Genomic DNA, 15,348 nt, shown 5'->3' with positions numbered 1-15,348 from the left:
CGCGTCGCCATGGTTGCGGCGCAGCGTGTCGTACCACTGCACGGTGTCGTCGCTGGAGAAGATGGGATCGGCCGTGCCGTGGTAGACCATGAGCTTGGCGCCCCGGTTGCGCAGCACGGGCAGCTTGCCGTAGTCGGGCGGGAGCATGAAGGACAGCGCGCTTTCGGTGTACAGCGCCGTCGTGGCCTGGACCTTGGCCAGCATGCTGTCCACGCTGCCTGTCAGCGCGAACTGCGGGCCGTTGAAGCTGGCCGGGTTCTCGGGTGGCGCCTGCCAGACCAGGCCCACGGCGCCGGTGTCCAGGTTCAGCGAGTTGGAGAATTTCCAGCCGGCCCAGCCGGCCGTATCCAGCCCTGCGTCATACGGGAAGCTGCTGTAGATGCGGCTGCCGCCGCTGGTGGTGGCGCCCTTGAACAGGCCGGCAATGGTGCTCTTTTGCTCGGCGCTGAGGCAGCTGCCGTCGCGCGCGCCGCCGCAGGTGGGCACGTCGCGCGCCAGGTCGAAGCTCGCCTGGCAGGCTGCGCCGGCCTGCACCATGCCGTCGGTGGCGCCGTCCAGCGCATCGCACCGGGCCAGCACGGCCTGGCTGACCAGGCGGCGCTCGGCCTGGGTGAAGCCCGTGCCCAGGTCGGCGGGCGTGGTGGCCAGCTTCGCATAGCCCTGGGCGCCGGCAATGTTGGCAATGGCCGCCAGCGGCAGGCGCGTGCCGGGGTTGCCGGCAATGATGCCGTCGTACTGGTCGGCATAGCGCGAGGCCGCCACCATGGCGTGGCGCCCGCCGTTGGAGCAGCCGCCCAGGTAGGAGCGGTCAGGCCCCTTGCCATAGGCCGTCTGCAGCGCGCTGCGCGCCATGGGCGTGAGCTTGCCCACGGCCTGGTAGCCGTAGTCCAGCCGCGCCTGCGGGTCCAGGCCGAACAAGGGGCCCATGCTGCCTGCATGCCCGGCGTCGGAGCTGAGCACGGCAAAGCCCATCTGCAGCGCATTGCCCAGCGGCCCGCCGCCCAAGGCTCCCACGGCCGTGCTCACGACGCCGTCCAACCCGCCGTTGGCCTGGTAGAAAAAGCGCCCGTTCCAGTCGCGCGGCAGGCGCATCTCGAAGCCCACGGCGTAGTTCTGACCATCGACGGTGCTGACGCGCTCGTGCATGCGGCCGGTCACTCGGCAGTGCTCGGCAATGGGCTTGCCTGCCACCGTCAGCGTGCCGGCTGCCACGGTCTCGGCGGCGGTGATGCGGGTGTTGGGGAAGGATATTTTCGCGGCCAGGTCCGTGCACGACAGCAGCGTGGCGGGGCGGGCCTCGGCCAGCTGCGCGATGCCGTCGCTCGAGCCGCCGCAGGCCGACAGCAGCAGCGCGGGAAGGGCGGCGGCCAGCGTGGCCGGCAAGGCGCGGGAACGGGTCTTGTGGATCTTTCTGTCCATGTCTGTCTCCTCGGAAGGTGGTGTGAAGCCTCAGCGCGAAACCGTTGCGTGGCAGCCGTTGCCCGCATCCGCATCGCTTTCTGATGGCCGCGATTTTGGTTATATTTAATAACCAATTCAAGCGGCCTTTGCGAATTTCTTATTGGGACTTCCCCTTGATGCCGGGGCAGGCAGCAGGCCGCACAGGAGACAGACATGGACCACGAAAAACTCATTGCCATCGACATCCACACGCATGCCGAGGTGAGCTGCTGGAACCCGTTCGACAACTACGGCGAGGAGTACGACCGCGCCGCCGACAAGTACTTCGGCAACGGCCGGCGCCCGACCATCGCCGAGACCGTGGCCTACTACCGCGAGCGCAACCTGGGCCTGGTGATGTTCACGGTGGACAGCGAATCGCAGCTGGGCCGGCGCCGCATTCCCAACGAGGAGATCGCCGAGGCTGCGCGGGCCAACAGCGACATGATGGTGGCCTTCGCCAGCATCGATCCGCACAAGGGCCGCATGGGTGCGCGCGAGGCGCGGCGGCTGATCGAGGAAGAGGGCGTCAGGGGCTTCAAGTTCCACCCCACGGTGCAGGGCTTCCATCCCTACGACCGCATGGCCTGGCCGATCTACGAGGTGGTGGCCGAGTACCAACTGCCGGCCATCTTCCACACGGGCCACAGCGGCATTGGCAGCGGCATGCGCTGCGGCGGCGGCCTGCGCCTGGCCTACAGCAACCCCATGCACCTGGACGACGTGGCCATCGACTTTCCCGACATGCAGATCGTGATGGCCCACCCCAGCTTTCCCTGGCAGGACGAGGCCCTGTCCGTGGCCCTGCACAAGCCCAATGTCTGGATCGATCTGTCGGGCTGGAGCCCCAAGTACTTTCCCCGGCAGCTGGTGCAGTACGCCAACACCCTGCTCAAGGACCGCGTTCTCTTCGGCAGCGACTATCCGCTGATCACGCCCGAACGCTGGATGAAGGATTTCCAGGAAGCCGGCTTCAAGCCCGAGGTGATGCCCGGCATCCTCAAGGGCAACGCGGTGCGGCTGCTGGGGCTGGAGCAGCCGGCAGCGGAGAAGGCGGACTGAGCGCGCTCAGTTGTAGATCTTCTGCAGCAGCTGGATCAGCGTCCTGCGCTCGGCGTCGGTCAGGCGGTAGGTGGCATCCAGTTCCAATTCCGCCGCCGTTCTTTCCGCCCGGGCCGTGAGTTCGGCGCCAGCCGGCGTCAGGTGCACGCCCACGGCGCGGCGGTCGGTGGGGTGGGTGCGCCGCTCGATCAGCTTGCGGCGCTCCAGCGCTGCGATCAGGCCCACCAGGTTGGGCGGCATCACATCCAGCGCCGCGCACAACTGGCGCGAGGTGATGCCGGGGTTGTGGGACACCAGGGAGAGCACGGAGAACTCCACCATCTTGAGATCGTGGGTGGCCATGCGCTCCACGAACACTTCGATGATGGACAGCGAGGCACGCCGGGCGTTGTAGCCCACGAGGGTGTGCAGGAAGGAGGCGTCGATGGACGTCCCCGGCGCTGCAGTGCTGGACGGGGCCGTGTTCTCTTCGGCAGGAGCGGGCTTGGGTGTGCGGGCGCGGGGCATGTGGACAAGGAACTGAAAGCCGAATCATAGTGGGGCGCGGCTGCCATGTCCCGATGCCGGCGCAGCGGACTTGCCTTGGTGCTAGAAGTCGAAAAGATCGGAGAGAAAGCCTTCGCGCTTCTTGCGGCGGTAGCCATCGTGGCTGGAGTGCTCGCGCCGGTCATGGGATCCGTCAGGGCCCGCGCGCCGTTCCTGCGGGCGTTCATAGGCTGCTGGCGCTGTGGGTGCCTGGGCGGCGGAGCGCTCGATGAGCTTGTCCAGCTCTCCGCGGTCCAGCCAGACTCCGCGGCATTGGGGGCAGTAGTCGATCTCTATGTTCTGGCGCTCGGAGATGATGAGCGTGGCATCTCGGCAGGCGGGACATTGCATGACAGTTTCACCTTTGCCTGTTCAGGCAGTGGCTCCATCGGCAACGATGGAGTGTGGGCCGGGCTGTTATGCGTTGAGGTCTCCAGCGAAGGTCGTTCGACTGCGGGGGCGATGGATAGTTCCGTCGCTCCAAGCGCCATCACCATGTCGTGCCAGTTCATGCCGCCCCCGGGGCCGAGGGCCGTGGCGACTGGCCGCGTTCGCCTTCAGCCTGTCTTCAGGCGCGCTTCAGCGCCCCTTCATCCCCCCTTTAGCCCCCCTTCAGCTTACGCGTGCGCCATGCGCCCGGACGGTCCTACATTGCGGCCTGCCCCCTTGCGGGCATGACTGCATCAGCAACCAGGAGGACCATCCATGATGACTTTTCGCCATTCCCGCGCGTGGCTCGGCGCGGCCGGCATCGCCACCCTTGCCCTGGGCCTCGCGGCCTGCGGCGGGGGCTCTTCGGGCAGCACCAACCCCGGGCCGCGCATCTGGGGCTACATCCAGCTGCCTGACGGCAACAAGATGCGCTATTCGGTGGTCTTCCCCAAGGGGCCGGGGCCTTTTCCCGTGCTGATGGAGTACGACGGCTACGGATCGGGCTCGGTCACGGACCAGACCACCCAGGAATGGACCCAGGAAGGCTATGCCGTGATGGGCCTGAACGTGCCCGGCACAGGCTGCTCCACGGGCGAGAACCAGTGGGCCGACGCCTCCGTGGGCGCGGCCGGGGCGCATGCGGTGGAGTGGGCGGCGCGCCAGGCGTGGTCCACGGGCAAGGTGGGTATGGTGGGCTATTCGTACTCGGGCTACGACCAGCTGTGGGTGGCGGCCCAGCGTCCGCCCAGCCTCAAGGCGATCGCGCCGGGCAAGAACGTGGCCGATCCCTACCGCGACGTGGCCTATCCGGGCGGCATCCAGAACATCGGCTTTCCCGCCAACTGGTGGCGGCAGTTCCCCGCGATATGGCGCAAGGCCGCCGACGATGCCAGGGCGCTGGATGGCGATACCGGATGCGCCCAGGTCGTGGAGGACAACATCCGCAAGATCCAGCGCCCTGACCTGGACATGGCGCGCTGGCTGGACGAGGACCGCTTCTTCGGCGCCCGCTACGCGCTCAAGAGCGCCATGAACTCCACGCACCGCATCGACATCCCCACGCTGGGCACCCAGTCCTGGCAGGACGAGCAGGTGGGCACCCGTATGGGCTACTACGAGGACAGCATCGCCCCGGACAAGATGTGGCTGATCAGCTCCAACGGCGACCACCACACCGACAACGCCCCCTTTCTGCGCGAGACCATGAAGCGCTTTTATGCGCGCTTTCTCAAGGGCGAGAGCAATGGCTTCGAGCACACGCCCCGCGTGCTGCTGGCGCAGGAAATGCAGTGGATGAACGGTGGGGGCGACTATGGGCAGCTGCGCCCCTCGGCCGTGGCCAGCTTTGACCGGCTGCCCGTGCGCGTCACGCCCATGACGCTGTGGCTGCAGCCGGGCGGCGGCCTGGGCGATGCGCCGCCGCAGGCCGAGCGCCAGTCGGCCAGCTACCGCTACCCGTTGCCGGGCGCCGAGGCCAACCATCCCGACGCGGATACCGAGTCCGGCGCGGGCCAATGGACGGCCAGTCCCGCCGGGCAGGGCCTGCTGCGCTTCACCACGGCCCCGCTGCCGCGCGCGCTGAGCTTTTATGGCGAGGCCTCGCTGGACCTGTGGCTCAGCGCCACGGCCGGCGACACCGATGTGCAGGTCACCGTCTCGGAGGTGCGTCCCGACGGCCAGGAGATGTTCGTGCAGCGCGGCTGGCTGCGTGCTTCCATGCGTGCGCTGGACGGCCAGCGCTCCACCGCCTTGCGGCCCTGGGGTGATTTCACCGAGGCCGCCGTGCGCCCGCTGCGCCCCGGCGAGCCCACGCCGATGCGCGTGGAAATCCAGAAATTCGCCCATGTGTTCCGCGCGGGCTCCAGCCTGCGCGTGACCCTGGACACGCCTTCGCAGACCGGGTACTGGGCCTTCGACCATCTGTCCACGCCTTCCACCAACACCGTCTGGCTGGACCGCAGCCGGCCGTCGAAGATCGTGCTGGGCCACATCGCCTATGCCCATGAGCGGCAGCTGCCGGACTGCCGGCGCATGCTGCGCCAGCCTTGCAGGCCCAACGAGGAGGCCGTTCCTTCGGGCGTGGGCCCCCTGCCGCCGCTGTGATTTCATGCCCCGGTGTTGACTATGAATGAACGTTCGTTCATCATTCGGGGCATGAAAAAGAAAGAAGACATCAGCGAGCGCCGGGCTGTCATCGTGGAGGCCGCCCTGCAGTGCTTCGTGGAGCGCGGCTTTCACTGCACCAGCATGCGCGACATCGCGCAGGCTGCCTCGGTGAGCCTGGGCAATCTGTACAACCACTTCGACAGCAAGCAGGCCTTGATTGCCGAGGTCGCCACGCAGGAGCAGACCGAGCTGCTGCCCTTGCTGCAGGCGCTGGAGCGGGCCGCAGCCCCTTCGCTGCCTGTGGTAGCGCAATTCCTGGCCGCCTACCAGGCGCTGTGCCGCCACCGGGAATGGGCCGTGCTCAGCGCCGAATGCCTGTCCGAGATCGCGCGTTCGCCCGGGCTGGCGCCGGCCTTCGAGGCCAACCGCAGGCGCATGCTCGACGGCCTGGCAGGCTTCATGGAGCGCGGGGCGCAGCAGGGCCTCTTGCGGCCCGCCGTGCCCGTGCGCCTGGCCGCGCAACTGCTGCTGGATGCCGTGGAAAGCGATGCGCTGCGCTTTGCGCTGGCGGTGACGCCGCAAGAAGACGCGGGGGCGGATGAAGGGGTCGATGTGCTGCATCCCGCCTTGCTGGCCTGCCTTCTTGGAGGCGAGGCATGGGGGGACGCGACATGAGGCACGCCACCGGCAGGGGCGCCCGCCTGGCGGGGCTGGACCTGGCGCGCTACCTGGCGCTGGCAGGCATGGTGTTCGTCAACTTCAAGCAGGCCATGCATCCCGCGCTGCAGGAGCCGGGCTGGCTGCTGTCGTTCTTCCATTTTCTGGAGGGCAAGGCCTCGGCCACCTTCGTGGTGCTGGCAGGCCTGGGCCTGGTGCTGGCCACGCGCTCGCTCGAGCCGGCCACGGCGCGCCTCTGGACGCTGCGCCGCGCGCTGTTCCTGCTGGTGGCCGGTGGCATGAACCTGCTGATCTTTCCGGCCGACATCATTCACTACTACGCGGTGTATTTCGTGCTGGCCATCGCCTGGCTGCAGGCCGGCGCACGGGCGCTGCTGGCCGGCATGGCGGCAGTGGCCGTGCTGTCCGCATGGGCCTTGCTGCAGCTGGACTACAGCCAGGGCTGGGACTGGGCGAGCCTGTCCTACCAGGGCCTGTGGGAGCCGGCCGGCTTTGCGCGCAACCTGCTGTTCAACGGCTTCCATCCGGTGCTGCCCTGGTTTGCGTTCTTCCTCTGCGGCATGCTGCTGGCGCGCCTGCCGCTGGCCGAGCCGCGCGTGCAACGGGGCCTGGTAGCTTCTGGTGTAGCGATGGTGGGCTTGGCCTGCGCCGTCTCGGCACTTGCGGCACAGAGTGAATGGGCTCCCTGGCTGGCCACCGGCCCCATGCCGCCCGGCCCAGCCTACCTGCTGATGGGCCTGGGCTGCGCCAGCATTGCCATCGGCGCCTGCCTGCGGCTGGCCGACCGCTGGCCCGCCGGACCGTGGCGCGGCCTGCTGCCGGCCGGGCGCATGACGCTGACCCTGTACCTGGCACACATCCTCATCGGCATGGGCCTGCTGGAGGCCCTGGGCGCGCTGGACGGATCACGCAGCCTGCGCGAAGTGGCCGTGGCCGCCGCGCTGTACGTGATCATCGCCAGCCTGGCCGCCTGGGCCTGGAGCAAGAAGGCGGCGCAGGGGCCCGTGGAGTGGGTGATGCGGCGGCTGACGGCACTGGATTGATCCACAGTTTGGAAATTGCGCTCGAATGAAGTCATCGTTTTGATGGCCGCAATGCCTTGTTTGTCTACACTTGCCCCCATTCAAAAATGGGGGAGATTCAATGGCTGAGGCGGTTTACAAGAAATGGCTCAGGGCTGTGATCGGGCTGCAATGCCTGTTGATCCTGGCCTTTGTCTTTCGGGGTTGGCTGTTGCCCGACCCATTAGGCCCCAGGCTTCCCTCAATCCAAGGCAATACAGTGTGGATTCAAAGCCATGGCGCTTTGCATCAGTTTGATCGGCAGGGCACACGCCTGCAGCGTCTGGAGTTGGCGCAATTGGGTTTGACCCCATCGGTCAGCAGCCTTCAGTTCATTGGCGAGAAGACGCTTTGGGCGCATGACCAGGGAAGTGTGCATCGCTGCGATCTGGCAATGCAGCGCTGCGTGGCGCTGGATCTGCCCGATTTGTCCACACGCGGTGGCTATCGCTGGATGCGGGTAACGGCCGATGAAGCGCAGATTGTGGTCTCCGACGCATCCAATCACCGCGTTCTCGTTTACCAGCGCGACGCCGCTTCCAGTGCAGCGCAAGCCTATGTGCTGCTCAAGACCTACAGCGAAGGCCTGCGCTTTCCGAATCAGACGCTGCAGGTAGGCGAGCGCATGTGGGTGGCCAATACCAACCGCCATCAGATTGCGCAAATCGATACGGCACAGAGCACCCAGGCCGCGCCTGCCGTATTTCCCGTGGAATATGCGGGCCTGCGTTCCGGGCGCCGCTTCCCGTTCGCCATGCAGCTGGATGGCCAGCAGCGTCTATGGGTGCTGGTGGCAGACTCGAGCATGCGGGGAGCAGATCTACTGTTGATGGATTCCCAGTTGAGGCCTGAACGGGTGATGCCGCTTTCGCCCGACCAGGACCCGAACGCCATCGCCATGGTGGGTCAGGAGTTGTTGCTGCCGGACATGACCCAATTCACCGTCCATCGCGTGGATCTGGACGGCCGCGTGCTGGAGCCTTTCGGGGATGCTCCATTCCGCGGCGAACTGGCGTCTGCCCGCTCGTCCTATGAATGGGGCAGGCGGTTGCCTTCGTTCCTGCTGGGCAGCATCGGGGTATTGATGGCTCTGGGACTGTGGCTTGCCTGGAAGGCGGGGGAATTGCGCCAATTGGGCGGCAAGCGCTGGCAGGAAGTGGGCGACACCGAAGCCTCCAGCGCGGTCGTGGTTCCCTCACCGTCCCAGCACGCCGCGCAGGCTTCTCAAACCTCGGAAGGAAAGCCGCTGGTCACTTCGGTCACGGCGCTTGCGGGCAGCACCGTGAAGCGCAGGCGTGCGCTTGCCATGGTTGGCGTTCTGCATTGCCTGGTTGCAGGGGGGATGGTCTACTGGTTCTTGCCGCTTTTGCACCAGCGCGACTGCGGTCCGGACAAATCGTGCGATCCAACGGGCATGCTCGGTGTCCTGCTGGTGCTTTTGGCCGTGTTGCCGCTGTGTCTGTATGCATGGCTTTGGCGCAAGCTCAAGCAGCTGGAGACCATGCGCATAGCCACGGACGGGTATCGGATCGCAGTACGCATTGCACGCAGGACCCGCAAATTCGATGCCAGTCGCGTCACCTGCACACGCCAGCATCTGTGGATGGGCCTTCGCGCCATTCCCCTGCGACTCAATGGCAGTCCCCTGTTCGACGAGGCCGCGTTCAGGCGCGAGATCCTGGCGCGGTTGCCGCAGCTGCAGGTGCGCGATGGCGCCTGGGACTTCGCCGTGGCACGCCACTTCTGGTCCAACAGTGGTGTGCTGGGCAAGGCCTTGGTGCTGCTGTATGTCGCGACCTTGCTGGGTTTTGGGGTTCGCCTGCTGGCCTGACGGGGTTGGCGACCCTGCTGTAAGATAGCCCTCCGCTCCGGGGTGCACGCCAGTGCTGAGATCCACACCCGAGAACTTGAACCGGGTCATTCCGGCGGAAGAAGAGCTTGCACCCCTGCGTGACCGCCCATGCGCCACGGGCGGGGAGCCTTCGGAGCATCACGTCCCAGCTCTCGAAGGAATTCCATGGACAAGGCCCGGCCCCAGGCGGCTTCTCTGGTCGCAGACCTGCTTGCATTCATCGCCATGGACGGCTGCACCGACGAGCAGTTCGACGCACTGGCCCTGCGGCTGTTCGCCTACCAATACGAATCGAATGCGCCGTTTCGCAGCTTCTGCCAGCGGCGCGGCGCCACGCTGCGCAATGTGAAGACCTGGAGCGACATTCCCGCCGTGCCCATTGACGCGTTCAAGGCCATGGAGCTGCGCAGCGAGCCGGCCTCGCCCGCGGAGCGCGTGTTCATGACCAGCGGCACCACGGGCCAGGCCAAGGGGCTGTCTTCGCGCGGGCGCCACTTCCATCCCGCGCTCGATGTCTACGATGCGTCGATGACCCGCAACTTCGCGCAGCGCTTCATGGCCGGGCACGAGCGCCTGCCAATGGGCATCCTCTTTCCCGACGAACAGGCCATGCCCAACTCTTCGCTGGCCCACTACCTGGCGCTGGCCAAGACGGAATTCGGCACTCCTGACAGCCGCTACTTTCTCACCCCCGAAGGACTGGACATGCCCGGCCTGTGCGCCGTGCTGGAGGAGTCCGAGCGCAGCGGCCGCCCCTATGCGCTGCTGGGCGCCAGCTTCAGCCTGGTGCATGTGATGGATGCGCTGCGCGAGCAGGGCCGCAGCTTTTGCCTGCCGCCAGGCAGCCGCATCCTGGACACGGGCGGCTACAAGGGCCAGTCGCGCGAGCTGCCGCTGGAGGATTTCTACGCCGACCTGTCCCGGCTGCTGGGCGTGCCGCGCAGCCACTGCATCAACATGTACGGCATGACCGAGTTGAGCACACAGTTCTACGACGACGGCAATGCCACGCTGCCCTCGGTCAAGTCGGGGCCGCACTGGATACGCTCGCGCCTGGTCGAGCCCGTCACCGGCCGCAGCGTGGCGCCCGGCGAGCGCGGCATTCTCGTGCACTGCGACCTGGCCAACTACAACGCGGTCACCACCATACTCACCGAGGACGTGGGCCTGTGGGCCGGCCATGGCGAGAACAGCGGTTTCCTGTTGCTGGGGCGTGCCGAGGGCGCAGCGGCCAAGGGCTGCTCGCTGGCGGTCGATGAATTCGTGAAGGCCGCTGCTGCATGAACATCGAGCGGATCACGGCCGGCTACCTGCCCGAACTGCCTGGTTTGCGCGAGGACGAGGTGCAGTGGCGTGTGCTGCCCTTCGAACGCGGTGGCGTGCGGCTGGAAGTCTCCGTGCCCCTGCTGACCGGCCCGCAGATGCATGCGCTGGCAGCCCATGTGCGCCGTGCCGCCGACCGCCACCTCAGGGCCATGCCCGTGGCCGAGATCATCGACGCCATCGACCGCGCCATTGCCCGCCTGCTGGACCGCAGCGATCCCTATCGGCGCCAGGCCGAGGCCTGGCTGCCCGTGGTCAGCGGCTATGACGCCGACATGGTGCGCCTGGGGCTGACGGGCTTCTTCAAGACCTTTCGCGCCGCGCAGCTGCGGCGCTTCGTGGCCGAGGACTTTGCCAACCCGGCCGTGCTCGACGGCTTCCAGCCCGCGCCCAAGGGCGGCGCGGTGCGTGCCTTCGGCCCCGACCTGCTGATGCACAGCTGGGCCGGCAATGTGCCTGCGCTGTCCCTGTGGAGCCTGGTCTGCGGCCTGCTGGTCAAGGCGCCCGCCATTGGCAAGCTGGCCAGCGCCGAGCCGCTGTTCGCGGGATGGTTCGCACGGCTGCTGGCCGAGGTGCACCCGCCGCTGGCCGATTGCCTGGCCGTGGTGTGGTGGAGCGGTGCGGGGGGTGTGGATGGGGCGGATGGCGCGAATGGAGATGCCGCCGCCGCGCTCCACGCCGAGGCCGACACCGTGCTCGCCTACGGCGGCAACCAGACGCTGCAGGCACTGCGCCAGCGCCTGCCCGTGACCACACGCTTTCTGCCGCACGGCCACAAGCTGGGCTTCGGCATGGTGGGCGCCCAGGCGCTGGACACGCTCAAGGCGCCCGCCGTGGCGCGGCTGGCGGCCTGGGACGTGATGCGCTACGACCAGCAGGGCTGCTACTCGCCCCATGTCTTCTACGTGGAGCGCGGCGCCCCCGTCTCTGCGCGTGCCTTTGCCGACTATCTGGCGGCCGAGCTGGCCAACCTGCAGCGGCGCTTTGCGCGCCGGCCGTTGGAGCTGGAGGAGGGCGCCGCCGTGGCCCGCTGGCAGCAGTCCGTGGAATGGTCGGGCGACGCGCAGCAGCTGCTGGGCCCCGTTGACGCGCCCTGGAGCGTGGCGTACAGCGACAGCCTGCAGCCGCTGGCGCCCACGGCCCTGTACCGCACGATTGCCGTGGTGGGCGTGGACCGCCTGGATGACGCCGTGCCCGTGGTGGCCGCGCAGCGCGAATACCTGCAGACGGCCGGCATTGCCGCCTCGCCCGAGCAGCTGTACCGGCTGGCGGGCCTTCTGGGCGCGGCCGGCGTCACGCGCATCAGCGCCATCGGCTCCATGAGCATGCCCGAGGCCGGCTGGCACCATGACGGCCGCTTCAACCTGCTGGACCTGGTGCGCATGACCGAGATCGAGCAATCTGCCGAGGCGGCGGCGCAGCCGTTTGCGCCGTATGCGGATTGACATCCATGCACACCGGCACGACGGGCACAACGGGCATGACGGGCATCACAGACGGGGCTGACGGCATGGCGTTTCTCGATATCGAACAGGTGGTGTTCACCTACCCGGGCCGCCCGCCAGTGGTGGACGGCGTGGACTGGCGCGTGCAGGCCGGTGAGATCCACTGTCTGCTGGGCCGCAGCGGCTGCGGCAAGACCACCTTGCTCAAGCTGGCGGCGGGGCTGCTCAGGCCGCAGTCGGGCCGCATTCTGCTGCGCGGCGCCGAGCTGGCCGAGCCCGGTCCGCAACTGGGCTTCATGTTCCAGGCGCCCACGCTGCTGGAGTGGCATACGGCGCTGGGCAATGTGCTGCTGCCTGTGTCGCTGCAAAGGCGCCCCGCGCCGCAGGATGAGCAGCGCGCCCTGGCGCTGCTGGAGCAACTGGGCCTGGCCAGCCACGCGCAGCGCCATCCGCGCCATCTCTCGGGCGGGCAGCAAAGCCGCGTGGCGCTGGCACGGGCGCTGGTGCTCGATCCGCCCCTACTGCTGCTGGACGAGCCCTTTGCCGCGCTGGACGCCATCACGCGCGCCGAGCTGCAGGACGACCTGCTGCGCACCTGCCGCGAGCGCGGCACCACGGTGCTCTTCGTCACCCACGACATCAACGAGGCCGTCTACCTGGGCGACCGCATCGCCCTCATGCACGGCGGGCGCATCGTGGCCGATATGGCGGTCGATCTGCCCGCGCCGCGCACCCAGGCCATGCGCCACGGGCCGGCGTTCAACGAGCGCTGCGCCCGCGTGCGCGCAGCCATGGACAGGGCGGCGGCATGACGGTGTCCTTGTTCCATGCCCGCCTGCTGGCCGCCGCGCTGGCGCTGGTCCTGCTGGGCCTGTGGGAACTGCTGGTGCGGCAATGGGGCCTGTCCGCCCTGGTGCTGCCGGCGCCCTCGGCCATTGCGGCATCGCTGTGGACGGGGCTGGCCACGGGCTATTTCTGGCCGCACATCTGGGCGACGCTCCAGGCCCTGCTGCTGGGGCTGGCTGCCGGCAGCGCGATCGGCCTGCTGGCGGGCATGGCCCTGGCTGAATCCGAGCTGCTCGAGCGTGTGCTCAAGCCCTATGTGGTGGTCAGCCAGGTCGTGCCCAAGCTGGCGCTGGCACCGCTGTTCGTGCTGTGGTTCGGCTTCGGCATGCTGCCCACGGTGCTGATCACGGCGCTGATCTGCTTTTTTCCGCTGATGGAAAACACCTTGACCGGCCTGCGCCAGGTCGATGCCCAGCGGCTGCAGCTGTTTCGCATGCTGGGCGCCACGCGGCTGCAGACGCTGCTGCGCCTGAAGCTGCCCACGGGCCTGCCCGCCATTCTTGCGGGCCTGCGCGTGGCCGTGGTGCTGGCCCTGGTCGGCGCCGTGGTGGCCGAATTCATGGGCGCCAGCCGGGGCCTGGGCGCCGTGGTCATTGCCGCCCAGGGAATGATGGACACCACCCTCATGTTTGCGGCCCTGGTGCTGATCGCCGCCATGGGCCTGCTGCTGTACCAGGCCTGCCTGGTGCTGGAGCGCCGGCTGCTGCGCTCGCGCGCCGCCTGACCACCCTGAACACTTCCGAAACCTTTTCTCCAAGCGCCATGCACACACTGCAGTCCCCCTTCCTCACCCGCCGCAGCCTGCTGGGCGCCTCTGCCGGTTTTGCCGGCCTGGCGCTGGCCGGCAATTGCCTGGCCGCTCCTGTGCAAGGCAAGATCCGCCTGGCCGGCTGGAGCAAGCCCATCAGCGAGATCACCAACATCCTGGCCGAGCCCGACAAGGGCTTCTTCAAGGCCCAGGGCGTGGAGCTGGCCTACCTGCCCGGCGCGGGTGGCGGCGACGCCATACGCAACATGCTCAGCGGCCAGGCCGATGTGGCCTTCACCGATCCCGGCTCCTTCTTCATGGCCCTGGACAAGGGCGAGAAGCTGGTCGCCATCTACGACATCTACCCGCAGAACGTGTTCAACGTGGTCTCGCTCAAGTCGGCGGGCATCCGCAAGCCGGCGGACCTCAAGGGCAAGAAGATCGGCGTCTACAGCCTGTCCAGCGGCACGCGCCAGAACCTGCTGGTGATGCTGCACCAGGCGGGCCTCAAGGAGTCGGACGTGACCATCGTCGTCACCGGCCTGCTCAACTTCGCGCCGCTGATGCAGGGCCAGGTCGATGCCACGGCCGCCACCGACACCGGCCTGGCCGTGGGCCTGCGCAAAGGCATTGGCGAGGTCGGTGTGATGCAGGTGCGCGACCACCTCAACATCTCCAGCGACATGTTCGTGGTGCGCGAGGACACGCTGCGCGACAAGAAGGACCTGCTGCGCGCCTTCCTCAAGGGCTACCGCGACAGCGCCGCCTGGATGATGGCCAACCCCGAGGAAGCCGCCACGCTGGCCGGCAAGCACGCCATCGACGGCACCCAGCGCGATATCAACCTGGATGTGATCCGCCTGCGCAATGCGTCTTCGCAGCCGCTGCAGGCCGGCAAGCCGCTGGGCAGCTTCGACCTGGCCGCCCTGCAAAAGGGCGCCGACGCCTACCGCGCGCTGGGCATGGTGCAAAGGCAGATCAAGGTGTCCGACGTGGTGGACACCAGCCTGCTGCCCGGGGCCTGAGATGGCACAGCCGTCTTCCCTGGGCCTGCAAGGCAAGGTGGTGCTGGTCACCGGAGCCGGCCGCGGCATAGGCGCGGCCATTGCCATCGCCTTTGCGCGCGAGGGCGCCACCGTGGTGGTCAACCACCTGTCCAACGATGCTGCCGCAGCGCAGACCGTGGCGGCCTGCCAGGCTGCGGGCAAGCAGGCCGGAGGCGATGCCTGGGCCATCAAGGCCGATGTGGGCTCGCAGCCCGCCGTCCAGGCCATGACCGAGGCCATTGCGCGCGAGGCGGGCGCCATCGACATCGTGGTCAACAACGCCTTCAAACCCTACGCCTTCGACCCCGAGCGCCGCCGCCTCTTCGACGACCTGCAATGGAGCGACTACCAGGCCCAGTACGACGGTGCCGTGGGCGCGGCCTTCAACGTCTGCCGCGCGGTGCTGCCGCAGATGCGCCAGCGTGCGCGGGGCAGCATCGTCAACATTGCCAGCAATTTGGTGGAGCACCCCGTCGTGCCCTACCACGACTACACCACGGCCAAGGCCTCGCTGCTGGCCTTCAGCCGCAACCTGGCCAGCGAGCTGGGGCCCGTGGGCATACGCGTCAACTGCGTGGCGCCCGGCCTGGTCTATCCCACGCAGGGCACCCAGGACACGCGCGAGTCCTTCCGAGAATCTCTGATGGCCGCCACGCCGCTGCGCCGCCTGGCAAGCCCCGAAGACGTGGCGGGGCCGGTGCTGTTCCTGGCCTCGGAACTGAGCGGCTTCATGACGGGACAGGTACTGTTCGTCGATGGCGGCCTGGTGATGCGCTGAGCCTGG

At 67.9% G+C, this 15,348-nt stretch carries 14 protein-coding genes; 11 read left to right on the top strand and 3 right to left on the bottom strand.

Features of this window, described 5'->3' with window-relative positions; all coding sequences use genetic code 11:
* Positions 1 to 1,419 (bottom strand): tannase/feruloyl esterase family alpha/beta hydrolase (locus BW39_RS18885; RefSeq protein ID WP_043823644.1); only part of this gene is annotated, 1,419 nt, incomplete at its 3' end.
* A 195-nt stretch (positions 1,420 to 1,614) separates the two neighbouring features.
* Between BW39_RS18885 and BW39_RS18880 the strand changes: the two genes are divergently transcribed.
* On the top strand, positions 1,615 to 2,502 hold the full coding sequence (locus BW39_RS18880) for a 4-hydroxyphenyl-beta-ketoacyl-CoA hydrolase (RefSeq protein WP_013801753.1): 888 nt from the start codon (positions 1,615 to 1,617) through the stop codon (positions 2,500 to 2,502).
* A gap of 6 nt (positions 2,503 to 2,508) precedes the next feature.
* Here BW39_RS18880 and BW39_RS18875 read toward each other — a convergent pair whose 3' ends face one another.
* Positions 2,509 to 3,009: a MarR family winged helix-turn-helix transcriptional regulator gene (locus BW39_RS18875; protein ID WP_043823643.1), complete on the bottom strand. Its 501-nt coding sequence runs from the start codon at positions 3,007 to 3,009 to the stop codon at positions 2,509 to 2,511.
* Between the two features lie 81 nt (positions 3,010 to 3,090).
* Positions 3,091 to 3,378: a TFIIB-type zinc ribbon-containing protein gene (locus BW39_RS18870; RefSeq protein ID WP_012206334.1), complete on the bottom strand. Its 288-nt coding sequence runs from the start codon at positions 3,376 to 3,378 to the stop codon at positions 3,091 to 3,093.
* 354 nt (positions 3,379 to 3,732) lie between these two features.
* Here BW39_RS18870 and BW39_RS18865 point away from each other — a divergent pair, with 354 nt between their 5' ends.
* The 10 genes from BW39_RS18865 (at position 3,733) to BW39_RS18820 (ending at position 15,342) form a co-directional block, all read left to right on the top strand.
* Positions 3,733 to 5,562 (top strand): CocE/NonD family hydrolase, encoded by a 1,830-nt coding sequence (locus BW39_RS18865; RefSeq protein WP_043823642.1) that lies wholly within the window; start codon positions 3,733 to 3,735, stop codon positions 5,560 to 5,562.
* A 51-nt stretch (positions 5,563 to 5,613) separates the two neighbouring features.
* Entirely contained in the window at positions 5,614 to 6,240 is a 627-nt protein-coding gene (locus tag BW39_RS18860) for a TetR/AcrR family transcriptional regulator (protein WP_043823654.1), read from the top strand.
* Positions 6,237 to 7,286: a DUF418 domain-containing protein gene (locus BW39_RS18855; RefSeq protein WP_043823641.1), complete on the top strand. Its 1,050-nt coding sequence runs from the start codon at positions 6,237 to 6,239 to the stop codon at positions 7,284 to 7,286. The genes BW39_RS18860 and BW39_RS18855 overlap by 4 nt, the downstream gene beginning before the upstream one ends.
* Before the next feature lie 100 nt (positions 7,287 to 7,386).
* Positions 7,387 to 9,135: a YncE family protein gene (locus BW39_RS18850; RefSeq protein ID WP_043823640.1), complete on the top strand. Its 1,749-nt coding sequence runs from the start codon at positions 7,387 to 7,389 to the stop codon at positions 9,133 to 9,135.
* Between the two features lie 186 nt (positions 9,136 to 9,321).
* On the top strand, positions 9,322 to 10,440 hold the full coding sequence (locus BW39_RS18845; protein ID WP_043823639.1) for a LuxE/PaaK family acyltransferase: 1,119 nt from the start codon (positions 9,322 to 9,324) through the stop codon (positions 10,438 to 10,440).
* Positions 10,437 to 11,924 (top strand): acyl-CoA reductase, encoded by a 1,488-nt coding sequence (locus BW39_RS18840; protein WP_043823638.1) that lies wholly within the window; start codon positions 10,437 to 10,439, stop codon positions 11,922 to 11,924. Before BW39_RS18845 ends, BW39_RS18840 begins: the two co-directional genes overlap by 4 nt.
* Positions 11,925 to 11,959: 35 nt before the next feature.
* Positions 11,960 to 12,736: an ABC transporter ATP-binding protein gene (locus tag BW39_RS18835; protein WP_043823637.1), complete on the top strand. Its 777-nt coding sequence runs from the start codon at positions 11,960 to 11,962 to the stop codon at positions 12,734 to 12,736.
* The gene (locus BW39_RS18830) at positions 12,733 to 13,494 is read left to right on the top strand and encodes an ABC transporter permease (RefSeq protein ID WP_016450562.1); all 762 of its coding nucleotides are present in this window, start codon (positions 12,733 to 12,735) and stop codon (positions 13,492 to 13,494) included. Before BW39_RS18835 ends, BW39_RS18830 begins: the two co-directional genes overlap by 4 nt.
* Before the next feature lie 38 nt (positions 13,495 to 13,532).
* Positions 13,533 to 14,543 (top strand): ABC transporter substrate-binding protein, encoded by a 1,011-nt coding sequence (locus BW39_RS18825; protein ID WP_043823636.1) that lies wholly within the window; start codon positions 13,533 to 13,535, stop codon positions 14,541 to 14,543.
* 1 nt (position 14,544) lies between these two features.
* Positions 14,545 to 15,342: an SDR family oxidoreductase gene (locus tag BW39_RS18820; RefSeq protein ID WP_043823635.1), complete on the top strand. Its 798-nt coding sequence runs from the start codon at positions 14,545 to 14,547 to the stop codon at positions 15,340 to 15,342.
* Positions 15,343 to 15,348 lie beyond the last annotated feature (6 nt).

It is taken from the genome of Delftia sp. RIT313, from assembly GCF_000632165.1.
Lineage (GTDB): Bacteria > Pseudomonadota > Gammaproteobacteria > Burkholderiales > Burkholderiaceae_C > Comamonas > Comamonas acidovorans.
This window is presented reverse-complemented; position numbering and strand designations above follow the sequence as displayed.

Excerpts from the sequence above, each read along its gene's own strand:
- BW39_RS18880 (WP_013801753.1), top strand. The coding sequence starts at position 1,615 with ATGGACCACGAAAAACTCATTGCCATCGACATCCACACGCATGCCGAG.
- BW39_RS18875 (WP_043823643.1), bottom strand. The coding sequence starts at position 3,009 with ATGCCCCGCGCCCGCACACCCAAGCCCGCTCCTGCCGAAGAGAACACG.
- BW39_RS18870 (WP_012206334.1), bottom strand. The coding sequence starts at position 3,378 with ATGCAATGTCCCGCCTGCCGAGATGCCACGCTCATCATCTCCGAGCGC.
- BW39_RS18865 (WP_043823642.1), top strand. The coding sequence starts at position 3,733 with ATGATGACTTTTCGCCATTCCCGCGCGTGGCTCGGCGCGGCCGGCATC.
- BW39_RS18860 (WP_043823654.1), top strand. The coding sequence starts at position 5,614 with ATGAAAAAGAAAGAAGACATCAGCGAGCGCCGGGCTGTCATCGTGGAG.
- BW39_RS18855 (WP_043823641.1), top strand. The coding sequence starts at position 6,237 with ATGAGGCACGCCACCGGCAGGGGCGCCCGCCTGGCGGGGCTGGACCTG.
- BW39_RS18850 (WP_043823640.1), top strand. The coding sequence starts at position 7,387 with ATGGCTGAGGCGGTTTACAAGAAATGGCTCAGGGCTGTGATCGGGCTG.
- BW39_RS18845 (WP_043823639.1), top strand. The coding sequence starts at position 9,322 with ATGGACAAGGCCCGGCCCCAGGCGGCTTCTCTGGTCGCAGACCTGCTT.
- BW39_RS18840 (WP_043823638.1), top strand. The coding sequence starts at position 10,437 with ATGAACATCGAGCGGATCACGGCCGGCTACCTGCCCGAACTGCCTGGT.
- BW39_RS18835 (WP_043823637.1), top strand. The coding sequence starts at position 11,960 with ATGACGGGCATCACAGACGGGGCTGACGGCATGGCGTTTCTCGATATC.
- BW39_RS18830 (WP_016450562.1), top strand. The coding sequence starts at position 12,733 with ATGACGGTGTCCTTGTTCCATGCCCGCCTGCTGGCCGCCGCGCTGGCG.
- BW39_RS18825 (WP_043823636.1), top strand. The coding sequence starts at position 13,533 with ATGCACACACTGCAGTCCCCCTTCCTCACCCGCCGCAGCCTGCTGGGC.
- BW39_RS18820 (WP_043823635.1), top strand. The coding sequence starts at position 14,545 with ATGGCACAGCCGTCTTCCCTGGGCCTGCAAGGCAAGGTGGTGCTGGTC.